The sequence below is a fragment of the Streptomyces sp. TRM68367 genome (assembly GCF_014495685.1).
GTDB lineage: Bacteria > Actinomycetota > Actinomycetes > Streptomycetales > Streptomycetaceae > Streptomyces.
This window is the reverse complement of the sequence record NZ_JACTVI010000050.1, coordinates 1-19944: the sequence shown is the minus strand read 5'-3', so window position 1 is coordinate 19944 and position 19944 is coordinate 1. Positions and strand designations below refer to the sequence as shown.

General features: G+C 70.0%; 25 protein-coding genes. 18 read left to right on the top strand and 7 right to left on the bottom strand.

Annotated features, from left to right (window positions below; all coding sequences use genetic code 11):
* The first annotated feature begins 298 nt into the window (after window positions 1–298).
* Both H8R17_RS27330 and H8R17_RS27325 read left to right on the top strand, forming a co-directional pair.
* The gene (locus H8R17_RS27330; RefSeq protein WP_187825873.1) at window positions 299–1060 is read left to right on the top strand and encodes an IclR family transcriptional regulator; all 762 of its coding nucleotides are present in this window, start codon (window positions 299–301) and stop codon (window positions 1058–1060) included.
* The gene (locus H8R17_RS27325) at window positions 1057–1467 is read left to right on the top strand and encodes a RidA family protein (protein WP_187825872.1); all 411 of its coding nucleotides are present in this window, start codon (window positions 1057–1059) and stop codon (window positions 1465–1467) included. The genes H8R17_RS27330 and H8R17_RS27325 overlap by 4 nt, the downstream gene beginning before the upstream one ends.
* A 264-nt stretch (window positions 1468–1731) precedes the next feature.
* Here the strand turns inward: H8R17_RS27325 and H8R17_RS27320 are convergent, their stop codons facing one another.
* A complete protein-coding gene (locus H8R17_RS27320; protein WP_187825871.1) occupies window positions 1732–2088 on the bottom strand; it encodes a hypothetical protein in 357 nt (118 codons plus the stop codon).
* Entirely contained in the window at window positions 2040–2504 is a 465-nt protein-coding gene (locus H8R17_RS27315) for a hypothetical protein (protein ID WP_187825870.1), read from the bottom strand. The genes H8R17_RS27320 and H8R17_RS27315 overlap by 49 nt, the downstream gene beginning before the upstream one ends.
* Window positions 2505–2506: 2 nt before the next feature.
* On the opposite strand from H8R17_RS27315, the gene H8R17_RS49425 reads away from it, so the two are divergent.
* Both H8R17_RS49425 and H8R17_RS27305 read left to right on the top strand, forming a co-directional pair.
* Window positions 2507–2941 carry a LuxR C-terminal-related transcriptional regulator gene (locus tag H8R17_RS49425; protein WP_187825912.1) on the top strand — a complete coding sequence of 145 codons (435 nt, stop codon included), beginning with the start codon at window positions 2507–2509 and terminating at the stop codon, window positions 2939–2941.
* Window positions 2942–2964: 23 nt separating this feature from the next.
* A complete protein-coding gene (locus H8R17_RS27305; protein WP_187825869.1) occupies window positions 2965–3483 on the top strand; it encodes a hypothetical protein in 519 nt (172 codons plus the stop codon).
* 34 nt (window positions 3484–3517) lie between these two features.
* Here H8R17_RS27305 and H8R17_RS27300 read toward each other — a convergent pair whose 3' ends face one another.
* Window positions 3518–4861, bottom strand: coding sequence for a M14 family metallopeptidase (locus H8R17_RS27300; protein ID WP_187825868.1), 1344 nt, complete (start codon window positions 4859–4861; stop codon window positions 3518–3520).
* 204 nt (window positions 4862–5065) lie between these two features.
* Between H8R17_RS27300 and H8R17_RS27295 the strand changes: the two genes are divergently transcribed.
* Complete coding sequence (locus tag H8R17_RS27295) at window positions 5066–6394, top strand: Nramp family divalent metal transporter (RefSeq protein WP_187825867.1); 1329 nt, start codon at window positions 5066–5068, stop codon at window positions 6392–6394.
* A 12-nt stretch (window positions 6395–6406) separates the two neighbouring features.
* Here the strand turns inward: H8R17_RS27295 and H8R17_RS27290 are convergent, their stop codons facing one another.
* The 3 genes from H8R17_RS27290 to H8R17_RS27280 form a co-directional block, all read right to left on the bottom strand.
* Window positions 6407–7639: a hypothetical protein gene (locus H8R17_RS27290; protein ID WP_187825866.1), complete on the bottom strand. Its 1233-nt coding sequence runs from the start codon at window positions 7637–7639 to the stop codon at window positions 6407–6409.
* 59 nt (window positions 7640–7698) lie between these two features.
* Window positions 7699–8211 carry a SigE family RNA polymerase sigma factor gene (locus tag H8R17_RS27285; RefSeq protein WP_187825865.1) on the bottom strand — a complete coding sequence of 171 codons (513 nt, stop codon included), beginning with the start codon at window positions 8209–8211 and terminating at the stop codon, window positions 7699–7701.
* A 76-nt stretch (window positions 8212–8287) separates the two neighbouring features.
* Window positions 8288–9208 carry an aminoglycoside phosphotransferase family protein gene (locus H8R17_RS27280; RefSeq protein WP_187825864.1) on the bottom strand — a complete coding sequence of 307 codons (921 nt, stop codon included), beginning with the start codon at window positions 9206–9208 and terminating at the stop codon, window positions 8288–8290.
* Window positions 9209–9591: 383 nt separating this feature from the next.
* Between H8R17_RS27280 and H8R17_RS27275 the strand changes: the two genes are divergently transcribed.
* The 13 genes from H8R17_RS27275 to H8R17_RS27215 all read left to right on the top strand — a co-directional run bounded on the left by H8R17_RS27275 (window position 9592) and on the right by H8R17_RS27215 (window position 19415).
* Window positions 9592–10416, top strand: coding sequence for a hypothetical protein (locus H8R17_RS27275; RefSeq protein WP_223125518.1), 825 nt, complete (start codon window positions 9592–9594; stop codon window positions 10414–10416).
* 71 nt (window positions 10417–10487) lie between these two features.
* Complete coding sequence (cpaB, locus tag H8R17_RS27270) at window positions 10488–11195, top strand: Flp pilus assembly protein CpaB (protein WP_187825862.1); 708 nt, start codon at window positions 10488–10490, stop codon at window positions 11193–11195.
* Window positions 11196–11204: 9 nt separating this feature from the next.
* Entirely contained in the window at window positions 11205–12458 is a 1254-nt protein-coding gene (locus H8R17_RS27265; RefSeq protein ID WP_187825861.1) for an AAA family ATPase, read from the top strand.
* Complete coding sequence (locus tag H8R17_RS27260; RefSeq protein WP_187825860.1) at window positions 12455–12850, top strand: pilus assembly protein; 396 nt, start codon at window positions 12455–12457, stop codon at window positions 12848–12850. The genes H8R17_RS27265 and H8R17_RS27260 overlap by 4 nt, the downstream gene beginning before the upstream one ends.
* A 1-nt stretch (window position 12851) precedes the next feature.
* Window positions 12852–13220 carry a TadE/TadG family type IV pilus assembly protein gene (locus tag H8R17_RS27255; RefSeq protein WP_187825859.1) on the top strand — a complete coding sequence of 123 codons (369 nt, stop codon included), beginning with the start codon at window positions 12852–12854 and terminating at the stop codon, window positions 13218–13220.
* A 24-nt stretch (window positions 13221–13244) separates the two neighbouring features.
* The gene (locus H8R17_RS27250) at window positions 13245–14582 is read left to right on the top strand and encodes a CpaF family protein (protein WP_187825858.1); all 1338 of its coding nucleotides are present in this window, start codon (window positions 13245–13247) and stop codon (window positions 14580–14582) included.
* A gap of 15 nt (window positions 14583–14597) precedes the next feature.
* Window positions 14598–15542 carry a type II secretion system F family protein gene (locus H8R17_RS27245; RefSeq protein WP_187825857.1) on the top strand — a complete coding sequence of 315 codons (945 nt, stop codon included), beginning with the start codon at window positions 14598–14600 and terminating at the stop codon, window positions 15540–15542.
* Between the two features lie 47 nt (window positions 15543–15589).
* Window positions 15590–16477: a DUF5936 domain-containing protein gene (locus H8R17_RS27240; RefSeq protein ID WP_187825856.1), complete on the top strand. Its 888-nt coding sequence runs from the start codon at window positions 15590–15592 to the stop codon at window positions 16475–16477.
* Between the two features lie 170 nt (window positions 16478–16647).
* On the top strand, window positions 16648–17196 hold the full coding sequence (locus H8R17_RS27235; protein ID WP_187825911.1) for a LuxR C-terminal-related transcriptional regulator: 549 nt from the start codon (window positions 16648–16650) through the stop codon (window positions 17194–17196).
* Window positions 17197–17331: 135 nt separating this feature from the next.
* Window positions 17332–17529, top strand: a complete 198-nt coding sequence (locus H8R17_RS27230) for a Flp family type IVb pilin (RefSeq protein WP_187825855.1) — start codon at window positions 17332–17334, stop codon at window positions 17527–17529.
* Window positions 17529–18143 (top strand): pilus assembly protein TadG-related protein, encoded by a 615-nt coding sequence (locus H8R17_RS27225; protein WP_187825854.1) that lies wholly within the window; start codon window positions 17529–17531, stop codon window positions 18141–18143. Before H8R17_RS27230 ends, H8R17_RS27225 begins: the two co-directional genes overlap by 1 nt.
* 16 nt (window positions 18144–18159) lie before the next feature.
* Window positions 18160–18738 (top strand): hypothetical protein, encoded by a 579-nt coding sequence (locus tag H8R17_RS27220; protein ID WP_187825853.1) that lies wholly within the window; start codon window positions 18160–18162, stop codon window positions 18736–18738.
* 8 nt (window positions 18739–18746) lie between these two features.
* Window positions 18747–19415 carry an OmpA family protein gene (locus tag H8R17_RS27215; protein ID WP_187825852.1) on the top strand — a complete coding sequence of 223 codons (669 nt, stop codon included), beginning with the start codon at window positions 18747–18749 and terminating at the stop codon, window positions 19413–19415.
* A gap of 10 nt (window positions 19416–19425) precedes the next feature.
* On the opposite strand, the gene H8R17_RS27210 is transcribed toward H8R17_RS27215, so the two are convergent.
* Window positions 19426–19875: a hypothetical protein gene (locus H8R17_RS27210; RefSeq protein WP_187825851.1), complete on the bottom strand. Its 450-nt coding sequence runs from the start codon at window positions 19873–19875 to the stop codon at window positions 19426–19428.
* Window positions 19876–19944 lie beyond the last annotated feature (69 nt).

Here is a 19944-nt window from a genome sequence, read left to right as displayed (position 1 = left end):
CGTCCCGCCACAGCCGACGGGGAGCTACGACCATCGTGACCGTCACCGGACCCTGCAATGCCCCCGACGCCGTGGACGTCGTCAGCGGTGCCGACATAGCTGCGGGCAGTCGTGCCTCCCCCAGTGCCTTAAGGGCCTGGGAGGTACCCCCAGGGCGGCACGGGTGGGCGCAGCGGCACCCCGCCGGCGCGGCCAAGCGCACCCACCCCGGCCCGCACCAGCCGACGGCACCCCGCAGCCAACCGCCTCGACTCGGACCCGGCTGGACCCGGGCCGCCGAGAAGGAGGACCGTACGCCATGAGCCAGACCGTCGACCGCGCCCTGAGCATCCTGCCGCTGCTCGCCGAGGGCCCCGCCGACCTCGGCAAGGTCGCCGACCGCCTCGGCGTGCACAAGTCCACGGCCCTGCGCCTCCTGCGTACCCTCCACGAGCACGGCTTCGTCTACCGCCAGTCCGACCAGCGCTACCGCCTCGGCGCCCGCCTCATCGCCCTCGCCCAGGAGGCGATGGAGAACCTCGATGTCCGCGAGATCGCCCACCCCCACCTCGCACGCCTCAACGAACAGTGCGGACACACCGTCCACCTCGCCGTCTACGAGGAGAACGAGGTCCTCTACATCGACAAGGTCGAGAGCCGGTACCCGGTGCGGATGTACTCCCGCATCGGCAAGCCCGTCGCCATCACCGTCGCCGCCGTCGCCAAACTCCTCCTCGCCGACCTCCCCGAGCCCGAGCGCCACGCCCTCGCCGAGAAGCTCGACTACCCCATGTACACGCCCCGTTCGACCCCCGACGCCGAAGCCTTCCGCAGGGAACTCGCCAAGGTGCGCGAACAGGGCTGGGCCACCGACCTCGGCGGCCACGAGGAGTCCATCAACTGCGTCGCCGCCCCCATCCGCGGCGCCGACGGCCGGGTCGTCGCGGCCATGTCGGTCTCCGCCCCCAACGTCGTCGTCACCGGCGACGAACTCCTCACCCTCCTCCCGCTGGTGCGCCGTACGGCGGACGCCATCAGCGGCGAGTACTCCGGCAGAACTCCAGTGAAAGGCACCGCATGACCGACAAGATCGCGTTCACGCCGAAGACGCACACCACGCCGCCCGCGAAGTTCTCCCACGGCGTGAAGAAGGGCAACATCCTCCAGGTCGCCGGCCAGGTCGGCTTCCTGCCCGCGGTCGAGGGGCAGCCGCCGACACCCGCGGGCCCGACCCTGCGCGAGCAGACCCTCCAGACCCTGGCCAACGTCAAGGCGATCCTCGAGGAGGGCGGCGCCGGCTGGGACGACGTGATGATGATCCGCGTCTACCTCACGGACGTGGACCACTTCGCCGAGCTGAACGAGATCTACAACCAGTACTTCGACGAGCAGAACCTCACCGCCCCGCCCGCCGCCCGCACCACCGTGTACGTCGGGCTCCCCGCCGGCCTCCTCATCGAGATCGACGCGCTCGCGGTCCTGGGCTGACCTCCTCTCTCAACTCTGCACCGTGGGTGGCGGGGTTCGTGGTGGCGTCGGTGCTCAGCGTGTTCGTGTAGCCGCTCCCTGACGTACGCCGGCCGCGCAGGCCACGAAGCCGGTGCACAGCAGGCAGCCGTAGCCCCCGGGCTTTCGCCACGCCCCGCGTCCGGCTCGCCTGCGCCCCCTGTCCGGGGCGGGCGAGTCCGGTACGCCTGGCACCGGCACGACCGCTACCACGTCCGGGATCCGTATGACCGATACGCGGGTCGCTCACCGGCACAGCCCTTCCTCCCCTGTCACCCGGGGAATCGCGCCGGCCGGCACGTCCAGCAGTCGGGCCGCCTCCGCCACGGTCGTGTCCGTGGCGGTGAGCCGGTCCCACAAGGCGCGCACCCGCTTGCCCGTGGCGTCGTCCGGCCGGTCCAGCAGGGCACGCGCCAGGGCGTCCTCACGCGGTCCGAAGCTCAGCCCGGACGCGGAGTTGAGGACGGGCAGGATGATCCCGCCGGAGGAGTGACCGGCCACGGAGTCGTACGCGCCGCGCGTCCCCGCAGTCGACTGGGCGGCGAGCCACAGGGTCAGCGCGCCCCGGGCACCGCACGACGCAGTGAGTCCGTTCGCGCCCACGGGCTGTCCGGCCACGAGGCGGTGGGCGAACTGGGTGGCGAAGGAGAGGACTTCGGTCTCGGCGAACCTCCCCTGCCCGCCCTCGGCCCAGAAGGTGACACGGGTATCGCGTCGGGGGTGCCGGCCCGCTTGTCGTCGGCGGCCCACTCGGCGGCCGGCGGGGCCACGCTCACCCCGTCGCCGTCCAGCTCCGTCGACAGCCGCTGGCGTACGGCCCGGGGCCGGTCGGCCACGGCCTTCGGCACCTGGGCCAGCTCACCCTCGGCCACCCGCGCCCAGCTGCCGATCCGCGAGGCGAAGTCGGGGAAGGCACAGTAGGTGACGAGGCCCTGGGGCCGGCAGGTCTGGTCTCGCGCGGGCTGCAGCGTCAGGACCTGCCGTTCCCGCTCCGTCTCCGCGCACTCCTGGAACAGCATGGCTGCACCGTCGTGCCAAAGGCCGAGCGCGGCGACCTGGCGCTGACCACCAGGACACCCTGCTGCGGGCCGGGTTCCAGGGGCTGATCGCCCGGGAGGCGCCCGCCGCTCTCCTCAGGAGCCTGCTCGCCGCCGCCGGCGCCGGCTACCTGGTCTGCCCTGCGGCGCTCACCCCTGTCCTGGCCGCCACCGCCGCCCCGAATCCGGGCGACGACCTGGGGGCGGACCCCGGCCTGGACCTGACCGGGCGTGGCTGGGAGATCTTCCATCTGCTGCACCTCGGCCTGAGCAACCGCCAGATCGCGGAGGCACTGCACATCAGCCCGTCGACAGTCAAGTGGTACGTGAGCAACCTGCTGACGCAACTCCGGGTGAGCAACCGTGTACAGGCCGCACGTCTGTACCCGGTCCTGTCCCCCCGTCTCCACGAGACATAGCAACGTCCGCCATACTGCCCGCTGTGGAGCAGCAGCGCATAGGTTCGAGCAGCCAGCCCCTGGAAGGCGCCGGATTCGACCCGGCCTTCATCCCCGGGCTCACCTCACCCGTGACCGGCGAGGCGGAGGACGCCAAGCCGGAGGAGACGGAGGAGGAGGTCGAGGAGGTCGAGGAGACCTCCTCGGAGGCCGGGGACGCCGTCGAGCCGGAGGAGTCCGAGGAGGCGGAGGAACCCGAGGAAGAGGCGGCCCCGGACGGCCCCGTCTTCGAGGCCTCCGACCGCCGCGCGAGATTCGTCGCCGACCACCGGGGCGTACGACTGACCCTGGACGACCAGGAGTGCGAGTTCCGCTGGGACGAGGTGGCCGCCGTCGAAACGGAGACGCCCCGCTTCGGCAAGCGGTACACCATCACCGTCCACACCCCTGACCGCCGCTGGTACCCGATCGAAATCGAGGCGACGGCCAGGAGCGTGTTCAAGGACTGGGACGAGCAGCTGGACGCGGTCCTCGACGCCTACTTCGAAGAAGAGGACGACTGATCCAACTCTTCAGGAGCGCGAGGAACCGCGCACATCAACTGCAGTACTGGGCTTCCTTACCGATCGACCGGTACATACAGTCCGCGTTCTCCAGCAACTGCAACACCGCATCCCAGTTCCGGGAAGTCTCCCGCTCGATCACCTCATCGGGCGGGTAGAACCCCCCACCCGCACCGGACGACGGATACATCTCGAACGTGTACCCGAAGATCTTGTGCGTGCCCCACAGGTAGTCATCGATCGACCCGTCGGTGATGTACAGGTCACTGGACTGCTGCGCCCTGTACCCGTTGCTCGCGGCCATCTTCCGCCCCACCGCCTTGAACGCGGCGTTGTCGTCGGCCGTCATCCCGGTCGTCGTGTCCGAGTTGGTGTACCCGAACGGCCACAGCACCAGCTCGCTGTACGTGTGGAAGTCGACGCCGGCCGTGATCTGCTGCCTGCCCCCGACGACCCGGCTGCGCACGAAGTCGGCGACCACCTTCACCTCGGGCGCCGACTCGGCCGCCGAACCCCGGTACGTGTCGGAGGACGGTGAGCCCGAGGAGCCGCCGCAGCAGCCCCACCGGTAGTCCCAGTTGCGGTTGAGGTCCGTGCCCACGGCCGACGAACCGCTGTTGGGCTGGCGGTTCTTGCGCCACGAGCGGTACGACCCGGTCGCGATGTCGTACTCGCCGCCGTCCGGGTTGATGTCGGGGACGATCCAGATCTCACGGTTGTTGACCATGCCGGTCACGCGTGAGTCGCTGCCGTACCCCTCGCCCAGCTCGCGGATCAGGTACAGCGCCATCTCCACGGTCAGGTGCTCACGCGCGTGCTGATGGTGCGTGAAGAGAACCTCGGGCTCGCTCTCGTCGCTCGCGACGTTGTCGCTGATCTTGACGGCGACGATGTCCCGGCCCTGGTACGACTTGCCGATCACCCGCTTGCTCATGATGTCCGGGTGGGCGGCCAGGCGCTGGTTGATCTCCGCGTTCATCTCGGCGTAGTTGTGGTAGCGCGAGTCGGCCGAGGGGAAGTCGAAGAGCCGTACGTCGCCCGCGCCCGCCGAGCGGTCGGGCGCCGAGCCCAGCGCGCGGACCTCGTAGCCGAGTTGCCGCAGCTTGCGGATCTGGTCCGCGCGGCCGGAGACGACGACGGTCTCCTCGTCGGCCTCGTCCACGGTGACGCCGGTCTGCTGGATGGCCGTACGGGTCACGGGAGTCGTGTGCTGGTGGATCTCGTACTGCCGTACATCGTCGGCGCCGGCGGCGGGTGCCGCCCGGTCGGCGCTGTCGGCGGTGGCGTCGGTCGCCGTCGCCGAGACGGGTGCCGCGAGGGCGAGCGCCAGGAGGGCGGCGAGCGCGGCCGATCGTCTGCCGCGGATCCGAAGTCGCATGAAGTCTCCTTGTGGGAGTGGGGGGTGGGTGCAGTGCGACGTACTGCGACGTACACGGTGCGGGTGTGGCGCTCATCGTGACGGGGTGGCATGAGCAGGTCAAGAGCGAGTAGTCGTGCCCGCACACGGATCCATAGGGGCATCAAGTGAAGATCCCCGCACGCCCCCTTGTCCGACCGGCGTCTTTGGGCTTTCTTGACCTTCATGGCGGAAACCACGGGCAATACCAGCGACATCTCGGCCACCGGTGACGGTGCGCCGGACTCCACTCCCCGCAAGTCCAGTTGGCGTTACATCGGCCCCGGCATCGTCGTCGCGGCGACCGGCGTGGGCGCGGGCGACCTCGTCGCCACGCTGATCGCGGGCAGCAACTTCGGCTACACCCTCCTGTGGGCCGCGATCCTCGGCTGTCTGGTGAAGATCTCCCTCGCCGAGGCGGCCGGCCGCTGGCATCTGTCCACCGGCCGCACCCTGTTCGACGGCTGGGCCAGCCTCGGCCGCTGGACGACGTGGTTCTTCGCCGTCTACGCCGTGGTCTGGGGCTTCGTCTACGGCGCAGCGGCGATGTCGTCGAGCGCCCTGCCCCTGCAGGCCCTCTTCCCGGACGTGATGGACCTCAAGTGGTGGGGCGTCGCGACCGGTCTCGTCGGCCTGGTCTTCGTCTGGTTCAACAAGTACGCCGTGTTCGAGAAGGTCATGACGGTCCTGGTGGGCGTCATGTTCGTGGTGACCGTCTACCTCGCGATCCGCGTCACCCCGAACATCGGCGACGCGTTCGCGGGCCTGCTGCCGGTGCTGCCCGACGAGAAGGACTCCATCCTCAACACCCTCGGCCTGATCGGCGGCGTCGGCGGCACCATCACGCTGGCCGCGTACGGCTACTGGGTCAACGCCAAGGGCTGGACCAACACCGGCTGGATGAAGATCATGCGCCTGGACAACCGCGTCGCCTACGCCACCACCGGCATCTTCGTGATCGCCATGCTCATCGTCGGCGCGGAGCTGCTGCACGCCGCGAACATCGCGATCGCCAGCGGCGACAAGGGCCTGATCCAGCTGGGCGACATCCTGGAGCGGGAGTACGGCACGGCGACCGCGAAGTTCTTCCTGATCGGCTTCCTCGCCACGTCCTTCACCTCCCTGATCGGTGTCTGGCACGGCGTGAGCCTGATGTTCGCCGACTTCGTGGCCCGCTACCGGAAGCGGGAGCAGGCGACGGGCGAGGAGGTCGCCTCCGGCGAGCGCGAGCGCTCCTGGCCCTTCCGCGCCTACCTGCTGTGGCTGACCTTCCCGCCCATCGTGCTGCTCTTCCAGGGCGAGCCCTTCCGCCTGATCATCATCTACGGCGTCCTCGGCGCGGCCTTCATGCCGTTCCTCGCCCTGACCCTGATCTGGCTCCTGAACTCCTCCCGCACCCCGAGCCAGTGGCGCAGCGGCCTGGTGAGCAACGGCATGCTCGCGATCGCCGGGCTGCTGTTCCTGGTGCTGTGTGTGAAGCAGATCTGGAACCAGCCGTGGTCGGAGTTCTTCTAGAACCCAGCGGGCTCACAGGGCCTTGCGCCACTTCGGGCTGAGGGCGATCGCCCTGAGCTGCTTCATGGTCAGCGCGGGGGCGTCACGCGTGGCGTCCTCGCGCTGGCTGCCCGCGTTGAACGCACTGATCACCACCCGCATCCCGTCGGTCCGCAGGGTGTCGACGGTCCACATGACGACCCCGGCACCGCCCTTCTCGCCCGGACCTTGCCGGGTCGCGACCAGCGTGCCGTCCGGCAGAGTCTCGACGTCGCCGTGGAGCTGGCCGGCCACGTCCGACATGTCCGGCTGGACGTTGATCTGGACGAAGCTCCTGCCCTTGCCGTCGTCGACCACGACATAGGCGTACTCGCCGTCACCGCCGCCGGATACCTCACGGACGCCCTTGGGGAGCAGCGAGGAGAGCGTGGTCCGCACCGCGTCGCCGACCGGAATCGCCGTACTGCCGGGCTCCGGCGGGGCGGGCTGCCGGGTCTCCTCGGGGAGGGCGGCGGCGACCCTGCGCCAGGCGGGCGCGGTGGCCAGCTTCTTCAACTCGTCGACGGAGAGCGGAGGCTCGGGCCGGCTGACGGGCGCGTCCTTCTCCGCCGCGGAGTTCCACTCGGACACGCTCACCTGCTGCCCCTGCGGAGTGACGAGTTCGGCGCTCCACCATTTGGTGTCCTTGCGCCGGTCCGGATACTCGTATCCCTGCAGGAGCATCAGCCGGGACCCGTCGGGCAGGGTGCTGGTGGTGCAGCTGTCGTGCGCCGTCAGGACCTTGTCCGGACACCGCGTCGCCCCCCGGGCGGCCTCGCTGCCCGGCTCGACCCGGTTCAGGCCCACGGAGATCGCGGCGGCGCCCTTGCCGTCGTCATACACCACATGGGCGGACGGCGGGAGGCCCGAGCCGGTGCCGCGTCCCGACTCCCCGGAGAACGTGCCCTCGGGCAGCAGCGCCTTGAGCGTGCTCACCAGCTGCTGCCCGGTGTACGCGCCGGGGGCGGTCGGCGTGGGCGTGCTCGCCGTGGCAGTCGAGGCCTTGCCTCCGCCCTCCGGCACGAGCAGCGTGCCGCCCACGCCCACCAGGGCGATCCCGGCCGCACCCCCGAGCACGGCGGCCCGGCGCCGCAGCCGGATCCGCCGCCCACGGACCTGCCCGCCGGCGGCGAGCGCGCCCCGGTCGGTGTCGAAGGCGCCGCCGGTGTCGCGCAGAACGGCGGCGAACCGCTCCTCGAAGGGGTCGCTGTGCTGGTCATCGGGCATGGCAAACCACCGTTCCGTGAACATGGGTGCAGATCATGGGTGGGCAGATGGGGAGGGCGTCAGGATCTGGCGTACTCGCCGAGGTCCTCCCCGAGCAGCTCGCGCAGCCGCGCCAGGGCCCGCACACACCGCGTCCGGACCGCGGCCGAGCTGGCGTTCAGGACGTCGGCGGTCTCCTCGATCGAGCGATCCTCCCAGTAGCGCAGGACGACCACAGCCCGGTCCTTGGCAGGCAGCAGGGCGAGCGCCGCCAACAGGGTGAGCCGCAGGGACGCATCACCGCCTTCGGCGCCGGGCAGGTCGGGGAAAACGTCCGTCGACCGCTCGGTGCTGCTGCGCCGCCGCTGATGGGCGAGGAAGGTCCGGGTGAGGACGGTCTGCGCGTACCCGGCGGGGTTCTCCGCGCGCGCCACCCGCCCCCAGCGGACGTACAGCCGCCCGAAGGTCTCCTGCACGAGATCCTCGGCGAGGTGCGTGTCCCCGGCGGTGAGCAGACAGGCGGACCGGTACAGATGCCCCGCACGCGCCGCCGCGAACTCCGCGTACCCGTTGTCCGCCCGGCCGAGTCCCATGCACTCCCCCTGCCCCGTCGTGTGCTGTCACCTCATTGATGCGGTGGCCCCCCGGAAATGTTTCACACCCGATGCTTCAGGTGAGCAGCTGAGCCAGGTGGTCGGCGAAACCGGTGAGCAGAGCCAGGCGCGGCCCGCCACGGGCGACGCGGAAGCCGCCGCGGCGGGCCTGGAACGCGGTGCGTACGGCGTGGAAGTGGCACCAGCGCCGGACGCGCTCGCGGTCGAGTTCCGCGGCCTCGGCGAAGGTGTCCACGACGCGGTGGACGGCCTTGCCGAGGTCGGGGGCTTCGAGGAGGGACAGGGCGCGGGATCTCAGCAGGGTGCCGCCGTCGTAGGCGGGGTCGCCCGCGCAGCCCTTGGGGTCGACGGCCAGCCACGGCTCCCGGTCGGCGCGCAGGATGTTGCGGGCGTGCAGATCGCCGTGGACGAGCGTGTCCGGCTGCGCCCTGCCCAGTTCGCGGACGGTGGCGACGGCGGCGGCCACCGTGGCGGTCGGCAGGGCCTGCGAAAAGTGCGCCGCGTCGGTGCGCAGTCGGCGTTCCCACTCCTCGGCCCGCTCCCGCAGCCGGGGCAGGCCGGGCGGCGCGGGTGCGGCGAGCCGGCGGCCCAGCCGCCCGGCCACCGTCACCACCTCGTCATTGTCCCCGGTCGCCGCCAGAGTCGGGGTCCGCGCCCGCTCCAGCAGCATCGCGAACCGCTCGTCGTCCCGCTCGTACAGCCGCACGGCCCCGCGCCCACCCCAGGCCGCGAACGCGTCCGGCTCGTGGACGTTGCCGGGGTGCGGGAACGACACCTTCAGTACGGCGGGTCCCGCCGCTCGCCGCACCGGGACGATGATGCCGACGCCCCCGTGCAGCACCTCCCCGTCCGGCACGCACGCCCAGCGTTCGAGGAGTTCGTCCACGACGGCGGGCAGCCCGGCCAGCCACGCCGCCGCCACTGCTCCCTCACGCTCGACGGTGGCCCGCGCGAACGGCCCCGGTACCACGATCACCCGGGCACGATACGCGCTGCCGTCCAGGTTCGGGGCCGGGCGGCGATGGGGATGCGTCTGCGTAAGAAACACGTGTGTCGAGAGAGCCGGGCGCCTTCGGTGTGGCCGTCCGGCGTCAAGGCAGTGCACATGATCTCCACCCCTGCGACCGAATCGAGACCGACAGGATGCTCAACCTGTCCCATTTTGGTGCCCCTTGTGCAAAGGCGGTTGTTCGCCAGCTACCCAAACGCTGTTCTCCGGCCAGAGAGCCGTGGATACAGTGCTGAGGTAGTCACGCAGTGAAGTCAACAAGGCGCACCGGCGTAACGCCGGCGGGCCGACGGGCATGGGGAAACGGGGAGCTGCGCGTGCCAACTGCCATTGCCGTGACCAGCGCCGACATGGCGCTGCCGGCACACGACGACCGGACCCTGCCCGCCGTCGTGCTGCGGGACGTGGACACCCGGCCGCTCGACGAGGCGCTGACCGACCTGCAGACGCTCGTCGAACAGCACGGTCACGTCATCGTGGTGTGCTCACCGGCCGCCCCGACCAGCCTGGAACGCCGGCTGCACACCATCCGCGCCCTCCTGGAGAGCGACCGGATAGCCCTGTTCCGGCCCGATCTGCCCCCGCTCGGACTCGCCGTCCTGGCCCGCCAGCTGAGACAGCTCGCCTCCTGCGACATCAGCCCCGGCGTGCTCGCCTCGGCCGGCCGGCTGCTCACCCACTACATACACGCCGGGGCGGTGCTCGGCTCCGTCGCCCGCCTCGACCGCGTCCCCGTCGACCTGAAGGCGCACGCCAAGTCCTGGGTGCCCGGCAGCCAGTTCGCCGTCCTCGCCCACCCCGAGCCCCAGCTCGTACGGCTCGGGCCCGGGGCCGCCCTGGCGGGACCGGAGTTCGGCACCTGGATGCTGCACGCCAAGGGACAGCTCCAGTCCGACTGGGTCACCGGCACCCTGGCCCCGTCCTGGAACGTGACCGGGATGCGCGAGACACCCCTGCCCGCCGAGTCGCCGGGCTGGTGGGGCACCGGCAAGCTGATCGAGTTCTGCGCCTACCTGCCCGACCTTTCCGTCCTCTACCAGCTGGTCACGTCGGTACGGCAGAGCACCTGCCACTGGTGCGGCCTCGACGTGATCGGCGACCGCTGCGTCTTCTGCTCCGCCACCCCGCCCACCCACGACACTCCGCACGACCATTTGCACACGCCCGTTGGGTAGGTATCCACGGACGCCGCCCGCCCCCGCCCGATTCCGCTCGACCGAGATCCCCCAATGAGGTTGTACGGCACATGAACTCCCGTCAGCGCCGCGGCGTGATACTCCTGCTCCTGTCGGTCGTGTGCGCCCTGGCCGCCTTCGCCGGCGTGCTGTCCGTCATCAGCGACGTGCGCTCCAAGGTCGGCCCCGAGGTCACCGCGTACCGCGTGAAGGACAATGTGGCGCCCTACACGGCCCTCAACCGGGACCAGTTCGAGAAGACCAGCATGCCCGAGCGGTGGCTGTCGGGCACCGCGGTCACCGATCTCGACGACATCCGCGGCAAGATCGCCGTGACGACCCTGAAGAAAGGGTCCCTGCTGCAGAGCGACATGATCGTCGATCAGCCTGCCCTGCAGCCGGGCCAGCAGGAGGTCGCCATCATGGTCGACGCGGCGACCGGGGTGGCGGGCAAGATCACGCCGGGTTCGGCGGTCAACGTGTACGCCACCTTCAAGGGCGAGCGGGAGGGTGATCCCGACCAGTCCAAGATCATCGTAACCAACGCCAGGGTCCTCGACGTCGGCGACGTCACCGCGCAGGACGCCGACGAGAGCGACCGCGGCCGCGACCCCACCGACGCCGTCCCGATCACCTTCGCCCTGACCACCCTCGACGCCCAGCGCCTCACGTACGCCGAGTCGTTCGCCGAGCGGGTCCGGCTCGCGCTCGTCGCGCCCGGCGACGACAGCACCGTCCCGGACTCGCAGCGCACGTACGAACTCGCGAAGGACAGGTGAGAGGCCCGCATGCCCACGAGGATCCTCCCGGCAGTCGGCGACGCGGAGGCGGTCCGGTCCGTCACGACGCTGCTCAGCCAGCTCCCGGACGCCGAGCCGGTGGCTCCGGTGGTCGACTCCACCCAGCTCATCGACACCCTCGCCCGCCTGGCCGCCGAGTCGGTCGACGAGCTGCCCGAGGTCGTCGTGGTGCACGAACGGATCGGCCCGGTGCCCGCACTGGAGCTCATCCGCGAAGTCGCCCTGCGCTTCCCTGCCGTCGGCGTCATCCTCGTCACCTCGGACGCCGGCCCCGGCCTCTTCCAGGCCGCCATGGACTACGGCGCACGCGGCCTGGTCGCCCTGCCGCTGAGCTACGAGGAACTCGCCAGCCGCGTCCAGGCGGTCGCCCAGTGGTCGGCGGGCGTACGGCGCCACCTGGGCGCCGGAGCCGACGTGTTCACCGGCGTCGGGGGCACGGTCGTCACGGTCAGCGGAGCCAAGGGGGGCGTGGGGGCCACCCTCACGGCGATCCAGCTGGCCCTCGCCGCCCAGACCTCCGGGCGCAGCACCGCCCTGGTCGACCTCGACCTGCAGACCGGGGACATCGCCTCCTACCTGGACGTCCAGTTCCGCCGCTCGGTGGCCGACCTGGCCACGATCACCGACATATCCCCGCGCGTCCTCGCCGACGCCGTCTTCCGCCACGACACCGGTGTCGCCCTGCTGCTCGCACCCGGCGAGGGCGAACGCGGCGAGGACGTCACCGACCGCGCCGCCCGCCAGATCGTCAGCGCCCTGCGCTCCCGCTACGAGGTCGTCGTCATCGACTGCGGCGCCCAGATCGGCGGCGCCGGCGCGGCGGCCGTGGAGATGGCCGACACCGCCCTGCTGGTCACCACCCCGGACGTGGTCGCGGTGCGGGGCGCCAAGCGGGCGGTGCGCATGTGGGACCGGCTGCAGATCCGCAAGGCCGAGGAGACCACGGTCGTCGTCAACCGCCACACCCGCGGCACCGAGATCCAGCCCCCGCTGATCCAGAAGATCACCGGCACCGCCGTCGCCGCCACCGCGATCCCCGCCCACTTCAAGGAACTCCAGAGCGCCGTCGACGCCGGCCGCGTCCACGAACTGGACAGCAAGAGCACGGTGAAACAGGCCCTGTGGACGCTGGCGGGCGAACTGGGCCTGGTCAAGGCCGCGGGCGCCGCCCAAAAGGCGGGCCGCTTCCGCGGCGACCGGGGGTCGCTGAGCTTTCGGCGGCGGAAGGACGGTGGGGGATGAGGGGACGGGCCTTACCGGCAGAGCACCGGGACCGGGGCCAGGTCACGATCGAGTTCCTCGGCATGACCCCGATGATCATTGTGACTCTGGTGGTGATGTGGCAGCTCGTGCTGGTGGGGTACACGTTCACGCTCGCGGGGAACGCTGCCGACGAGGCGGTGCGGGCGGGCACGGCGGTGGCGCCGGGCGCGCGGCAGGCCGCGTGCGAGGCCGCCGGACGGAGGCATCTGTCCGCGGCGTGGAGCGGGAACGCTCAGGTGACCTGCGGCGGTTCCGGCTTCGTGACGGCCGACGTGCGGCTGAAGGTCCCCGTCCTCTTCCCGGGCGCGATCGCCTTCCCGTTCACGGTCGAGGGCCACGCGGGCGCCGTAGAGGAAGAGAAGGGGGACTGAGATGCCGTACGGCCGCCGCCGGGACGACCGGCACCGCGACCGCGGGCAGGTCGCCATCGAGTACCTCGGGTTCATCCCGGTGCTGGTGCTGGTCGCGATGGCGGCCGTGCAGCTCGGGCTGGTCGCCTACGTCGCCCAGCAGGCCGGGACCGCGGCGCGGGCGGGGGCGCGCAGCGCGTCGCTGGACGGGCCGTACGCGCAGGACTGCCGGAGCGCGGTGAGCGGCTGGCTGGCCGACGGGACGGGGTGTTCGAGCGCGCAGCTGGGCGACGAGGTCGAGGTCACCGCGCGGATCGACATCCCGTCGGTCGTACCCGGCTGGGACTTCGGCCAGGCCGAGAAGACCGCGACCATGCCGCTCGACCACTGAGGCACGAACGAGGAGCACGGACCCATGAGCCTGCGGGCACGCATCAGCTCCCCCGAGGAGAACGGCAGCCGGGGCGAGGACGGCCACCTGGTCGCCTCCTACCGCGCCAAGCTCCTGGAGGAGATCGACCTCGCGGAGATGAGCTCCCTGGCCGCGGCCGAGCGCCGGGCCCGGCTGGAGCGGGTGCTCGGGCACATCATCAGCCGCGAGGGCCCGGTCCTGTCGACGGTGGAGCGCTCCCAGCTGATCCGCCGGGTCGTCGACGAGGCGCTGGGCCTCGGCATCCTGGAGCCGCTGCTGGAGGACGCGTCCATCACCGAGATCATGGTGAACGGCCCGGACGCGATCTTCGTGGAGCGCGGCGGCCGCGTCGAGCAACTGCCGCTGCGCTTCGCCTCGAACGACCAGCTCATGCAGACGATCGAGCGCATCGTCTCCACGGTCAACCGCCGCGTCGACGAGTCGAACCCCATGGTCGACGCCCGCCTCCCCTCCGGCGAGCGCGTCAACGTCATCATCCCGCCGCTGTCCCTGACCGGCGCCATCCTCACCATCCGCCGTTTCCCGCGCTCCTTCACACTCCAGGAGCTGATCGGCCTCGGCTCGCTCGACGAGCACATGGTGTACCTGCTGGCGGGCCTGGTGCAGGCCAAGTTCAACGTGATCGTGTCGGGAGCCACCGGCACCGGCAAGACGACCCTGCTCAACGCCCTCTCGGGGCTGATCCCGGAGGGCGAGCGCATCATCACCATCGAGGACTCGGCCGAACTCCAGCTCCAGCAGCCGCATGTGATCCGCCTGGAGTCGAGGCCGCCCAACGTCGAGGGCAAGGGCCGGGTCACCATCCGCGACCTGGTCCGCAACTCCCTCCGGATGCGCCCCGACCGGATCGTGGTCGGTGAGGTCCGCGGCGGCGAGTCGCTGGACATGCTCCAGGCGATGTCGACCGGCCACGACGGCTCCCTCGCCACCGTGCACGCCAACAGCGCCGAGGACGCGCTGATGCGGCTGCAGACCCTGGCCTCCATGTCGGACGTCGAGGTCCCCTTCGTAGCCCTGCACGACCAGATCAACAGCGCCGTCGACGTCATCATCCAGCTCACCCGCTTCGCTGACGGCGCCCGCCGCATCACCGAGGTCGCGATCGTCGACAGCCACGGCTCGGAGCCGTACCGCCTGGCCACGGTCGCGCGCTTCCACGCCCAGCCCATGACGCCCGACGGCCGGGTCCACGGCGCCTACGAGCACTTCCCGCTGCCGCGCCGCACCGCGGACCGCCTCTACATGGCGAGCCAGCCCGTCCCCCAGGCCTTCGGCGTAGCCCAGTCCGCAGACCAGCTGGCCACCCGAGAAGCCAGGTAGGCAGGAGCCGTATCCATGGATGTGCAGACCCTGATCACGCTCACCACCGGCGTCTCCCTGCTGACCTGCCTCCTAGCCGTCCTGGGCGGGCACTCCTACGCGTCGGGCCGGGCACAGCGCCGGGCCCTCGTCGAACGTCTCTCCGCCACGCCCCAGCTCCCGCCCGGCGGCCGCCGGCGCCGCTTCCCCGCCCTGGACCGCCGGCTGCGCCGTACGAAACTGGGACGGAAACTGGAACTGCGCCTGGCCGCCACGGGCCTGGACATCACCCCCGGCGAGTTCTTCGCCGCCATGCTCGCCGCCGTCGCCGGCCTGTGGCTGGTCGGCCAGGCGGCCCTGGCGCCCTTCTTCGGCCCGATCGCCGGGCTGCTGGGCGTCTGGGCGGCGGTGCAGTTCCTGAACTGGCAGCGCCAGAAACGCATCGAGAAGTTCATCAACCAACTCCCGGAACTGGCCCGCATCCTGGCCAACGCCACCCACGCGGGCCTGGCTCTCCGTACGGCGATAGGAATGGCGGCGGAGGAACTCGAAGCCCCCGCAGGCGAGGAACTGGCCAAGGTGTCGGCCCAGCTGGCGGTCGGCGCGTCCATGGACGAGACGCTGGAGGAACTGTCGGAGCGCCTCCCCTCCCGCGAACTGGTCGTCCTGGTCAGCACGCTCGTCCTGGCCAACCGGGCGGGCGGCCAGGTGGTGAGCGCGCTGCGGAACCTGACGGAGACGCTGGAGGAGCGCAAGGAGACCCGGCGCGAGATCCGCACCCAGCTGTCCCAGGTCAGCATGACGTCGTACGCGGTGCCGGTGCTGGGCGTGGGGTCCCTGTTCCTGATGAACGGGGTGAAGGACGGGGCGTTGGAGCGGATGACGAGTTCACCGGTCGGCCAGGCCGTCGTCCTGATCGCGTTCGGGCTGTACGCCGTCGGCTTCGTGCTGATCCGCCGGCTGTCGCGGATCGACGTGTGAGGGGGATCCATGGCTGAGCTGACGTTCGAGGGAGTGGGAGGGGAACCATGGCACTGCTGCTAGCTCTGCTCATGGGCCTCGGAGTCTGGGGCATCTTCGCCGGCATCCGCATGTACCGCGCGGACGCGAAGCTGCCCGGCGACCTGGTGCTGGCCCTGGAGGTGGGCGCCACCCGCACGGGAGCCGTCGACTCCCTGATCGACCGCCTGGGCATGCGCTACGCCCCGGCCGTGCTGCGCCTGATGGGCCCCAAGCTGGTGGCCAAGTACCGCCGCAAGATCGACCTGGCGGGCAACCCCGGCGGCCTGACGATCGACCGCTACGCGGCGCGGCGGGCGGTCTACGGCTTCCTGGGCGCGGTGGGTTTCCTGGTCTTCCTGATGCGCGGCCAGTTCTTTGTGGCCCTACTCCTGCTCGCTTTCGGCGCGTTCTGGACGGAGGTCGGCATCTGGTCGGCGATCCGCATCCGCAAGGACGAGATCGAACGGACGCTGCCGGACTTCCTGGACGTGCTGGCGGTGGTGGTGAGCGCGGGCCTGGGCTTCCGTCAGGCACTGGACCGTGTGGCGTCCAAGTACGAGGGTCCCTGGGCGGACGAACTGCGCATCACCCTCCGCCAGATGGACCTGGGCATGAGCCGCCGTCAGGCCTTCGCGGAGCTGCGGCGCCGCAACGACTCGGAACAGGTCGCCATGTTCGTGACGGCGCTGCAGCAGGGCGAGGAGTTGGGCGCGCCCATCGTCGACACACTGGTGTCCCTGGCCAAGGACATGCGCCGCACGGACGCGCAGAACGCCCGCCGCAAGGCCGCGCGGGCGGTGCCCAAGGCCACGATGATGATCACCACGTTCATGGTCCCGGCCACCATGCTGCTCCTCGGCGCGGGCCTCATCCTGGGCTCGGGCACCGACTTCGGCTCGTTGACGGGGGAGTAGGGCGTCGGGAGGAGGACAAGATGATTGTGCTGTCGATGAGGGAACGCTCAGAGTCTCAGCAACTCTCAGCACTCCGGACGTTTCCGCCTGGAAAGTCCGTGACGGTGTCACCGGAGCGCGGGTTGCGCTTCGGTGTCCTGACGACGGTCTCCCGTTTCCTTCCGCTGCGGATGCGGCAGGCTCGCGCCACCTGCCCGCCCGCCTCGGCCACGGTTGCAGCCGTGGCGGCGAAGGGCCAAGAGGCCCACGAGGCGGCCCGCAGCCATCGCCCTGATGTGATCCTCCTGGACGTACGCATGCCGGGGGAGTCGGAGACGGTCCGGGAGCCAGTGCGCCGAGGGGCTGCCGGTTACCTGGTCCACGGTGAGTTCACGACGAACGAACTGGTGGAGGCCGTACGGGACATCAAGCGGGGCTGGCTGCCGTGCCTCACCCTCACTGCAACAGCATCCCTCGCGCAAGCAAACATCCAACCTCCAACTACTGCAAGCGATTTATCGGAACGCCTTTCGCAAGTGCAACCAGATATGGGACAGTCGTCGTCATGCAGGTCGCGGTTCCAGCTGAGCGGGAGGGAGGCGGAGATCATGGACCTCATCGCATCGGGCATGAACAACCAGCAGATCGCCGCCGGCTGCTTCATCAGCGCAGCGAAAGCCGCTGCCAAGTGGCTGGGCGCGGCCCGGGTCCGCACCCAGTACGGAGCTGACCGGCGGTGACACAGCGATGGTTTTCGGCCAGGGCCCGGAATTGGGCCCGGGGACCCTCTGGTGTTCCGGGTATTTCCGCTTACCTTTCTCGCAAGACTTGCGGGCGCAGCGCTCAACGATCGCCGGACACCAGAGGGGAACGCCATGAACAACTGGATCAACACCACGGTCACGTACCTCAAGGCCCACGCCGCCCGCAACGACAGGGGCCAGACCGCGGTCGAGTATCTGGGGATCATCGCGGTGGTCGTGGCGATCGTGCTGGCGATCACGGGGACGGATATCGGTCAGACTATTTTCGATGCGATCACCACGAAGATCGCCGAGGTCACTGGGGGCTGATGCGGCTTCGCTGTTACGGCGACGCCGGGCAGGTCTTCCCCATCTACATCACGGTGGTGGGGGGCCTGCTCTTTCTCGCGCTCGCCTACTTCGCGGTCGGCCAGGCTGCGGCGAACCGGAACGGCGCCCAGACGGCAGCCGACGCGGCGGCACTCGCGGCGGCGCAGGACACCCGGGACCAACTCGCGGGCAAGTGGCTGGAGGACGTACTCGACCCGACGAAGTGGCAGGACATCTTCGACGGCAACGTGGACGTGGACCCCGGTGCGTGCGACCGTGCGGCTCGGCTCGCCGCACAGAACGAAGCCGGTATGCAGGACTGCGACCCGGAGGGCCTGCTGGGCTACACGGTCACGGTCAAGACCGACGAGCCCGTCGGAGACTCGATCATCCCCGGTACGGAGGACAAGCACTCCGAGGCATCCGCCACCGCCGTGATCGAGCCCCTGTGTACGTTCGAACCTCCCGCGGAAGGCACGGGAGACGACGTACTGCCACAGCTCGACTGCAAGGACCGGGACTGGGACCTGAACCCGGATGATCGCGACGTTCTCCCGAAACCCGAGGACCTCTTCGACGTCCACCTGGCCGACTCACCAGCGAACGACGAGTGATGAAGGAAGCGGAGTCATGAGTATTCGGTTCACCACGAAGGCCCGCAGGGGGATGGTCGCATTGACCGTTGCGGCCGGCCTGGCCCTCGGTGTGGCCGGGTGTGGAGGGGGCGGCGACGACGAGAAGCCGGATACTTCGGCATCCGCCTCGAACAACGGTGGGTCGAAGACGAGTGCTCAGGAGGGGCAGGCGGCAGAGCCGCTGGCCGAGGTGAAGGGTTCCGACGGCCTTCTCCTCCAGATCACCTCGGCGGAACGTGACTCCGGTGGCTTCGTCACGGTGAACGGCACCCTGAAGAACGACGGGGCCAAGAGTGCTCCGATTCCGGCTGCGTTGAGCGGCAACGAGACGGAGATCATCAGGAACGGAAGGTCTCTGGGAGGCGCCACGCTCGTCGACTCCAAGGGCAAGAAGCGGTACTACGTGCTGCGCGACACGGATGGCCGCCCGTTGACCACCACGGGTTTGTCGATCCTCAAGTCCGGAGACAGCGTGTCCGTCTTCATGCAGTTCCCGGCCCCGCCCGCGGACATCGCCGAGGTCAACTTCCAGTTGCCGACGTTCTCCACCGCAACCATCACGATCTCCGGGTGAGGTGCACCATGACCGTCACCCAGGCTCCAGCCCGAGCTCGAAACGTGCGCCTCGCACTGACCTTCACCGCCACCGCGGTCATCGTCGCCACAAACCTGTACGGCACCGGCCCCGCCCACGCCGCCGACGGCCCAAGCGTCCCCCCAGGCACCGAAGCAACAGCCACCGCCCCCGTCGAAGTGGACCGGAACGACCCGGACCTCAAACTCCCCGAGGGCGCCACCCTGGCCACCCCCAAAGTCCTCGACATCAAGTCGGTCGTAGAAGACCAGACCGGCGACGAACGCCGCGAGGACACCAACACCAACGTCAAGTTCGCCCTCCAGGCCGAGGTCCTCTTCAGCAAGGACAGCGCGAAGCTCAGCGCCGAATCGAGGGCACGGATCTCGGGTATCGCCGAGGAGATCAAAACCCAGAACGCCACAAGGATCCGCGTCTTCGGCTTCACCGACGACCTCGGCTCCTCAGCACACGGCGACGTCCTGTCCAAGCGCCGCGCCAACGCCGTACAGGAGGTCCTCGACCAAGAACTGAACGACTCCGCGATCACCTACGAGGTACGCGGATACGGGGAGCAGTACCCGATCGCCGACAACTCGACGGAAGCCGGCCGCAAGAAGAACCGCAGGGTCGAGGTCTCCTTCCCACGCTCGGAGAGCGGACAGGCGACAGGCTGACAAGGACCGGTCAGGGATCCACGTCCTCGATCGAGCTGGGTCCCATCTGGGACGCGGAGCTGAACTCCGGCAGCGTTGCGGGCTGGTCGAAGAGGAAGAAGCTCTGGTTCATGCCGATGGTGAACTCCAGGTAGGCACCCGTGGTGGCGTCGAAGCCGTAGTAGGTGTTGCAGGTCCCGGCCCCGTCGCTGTAGGTGCCGTCCATTTCCGGGAGCGGGACGTTGACCATGCCGTAGCTGCTCGATTTCGTCTTCGACGGTGGTGTACCCAGCGCACAATACGAGACGGGGAGACCCTTCAGAACGAAGTAGCCGTACTCACCCCTGGCGTTCTGAAGGTAGACGTAGCTGAGTTTGCCCTTCGAGCTGGCCTTCCCCCAGGTCTTGATCCACCTGTTGATGGTCTCGCGCGTCGTCGAGTACTCGGGGACCTCGATCGGCTGGCCCGGGTTCCGCAGCAAATCGGTCTCCTGGCAGGTGCTGCGTGGTGAAGTTGCTGGTCAGCGCGTTCAGGCATAGCGGCACGGCTC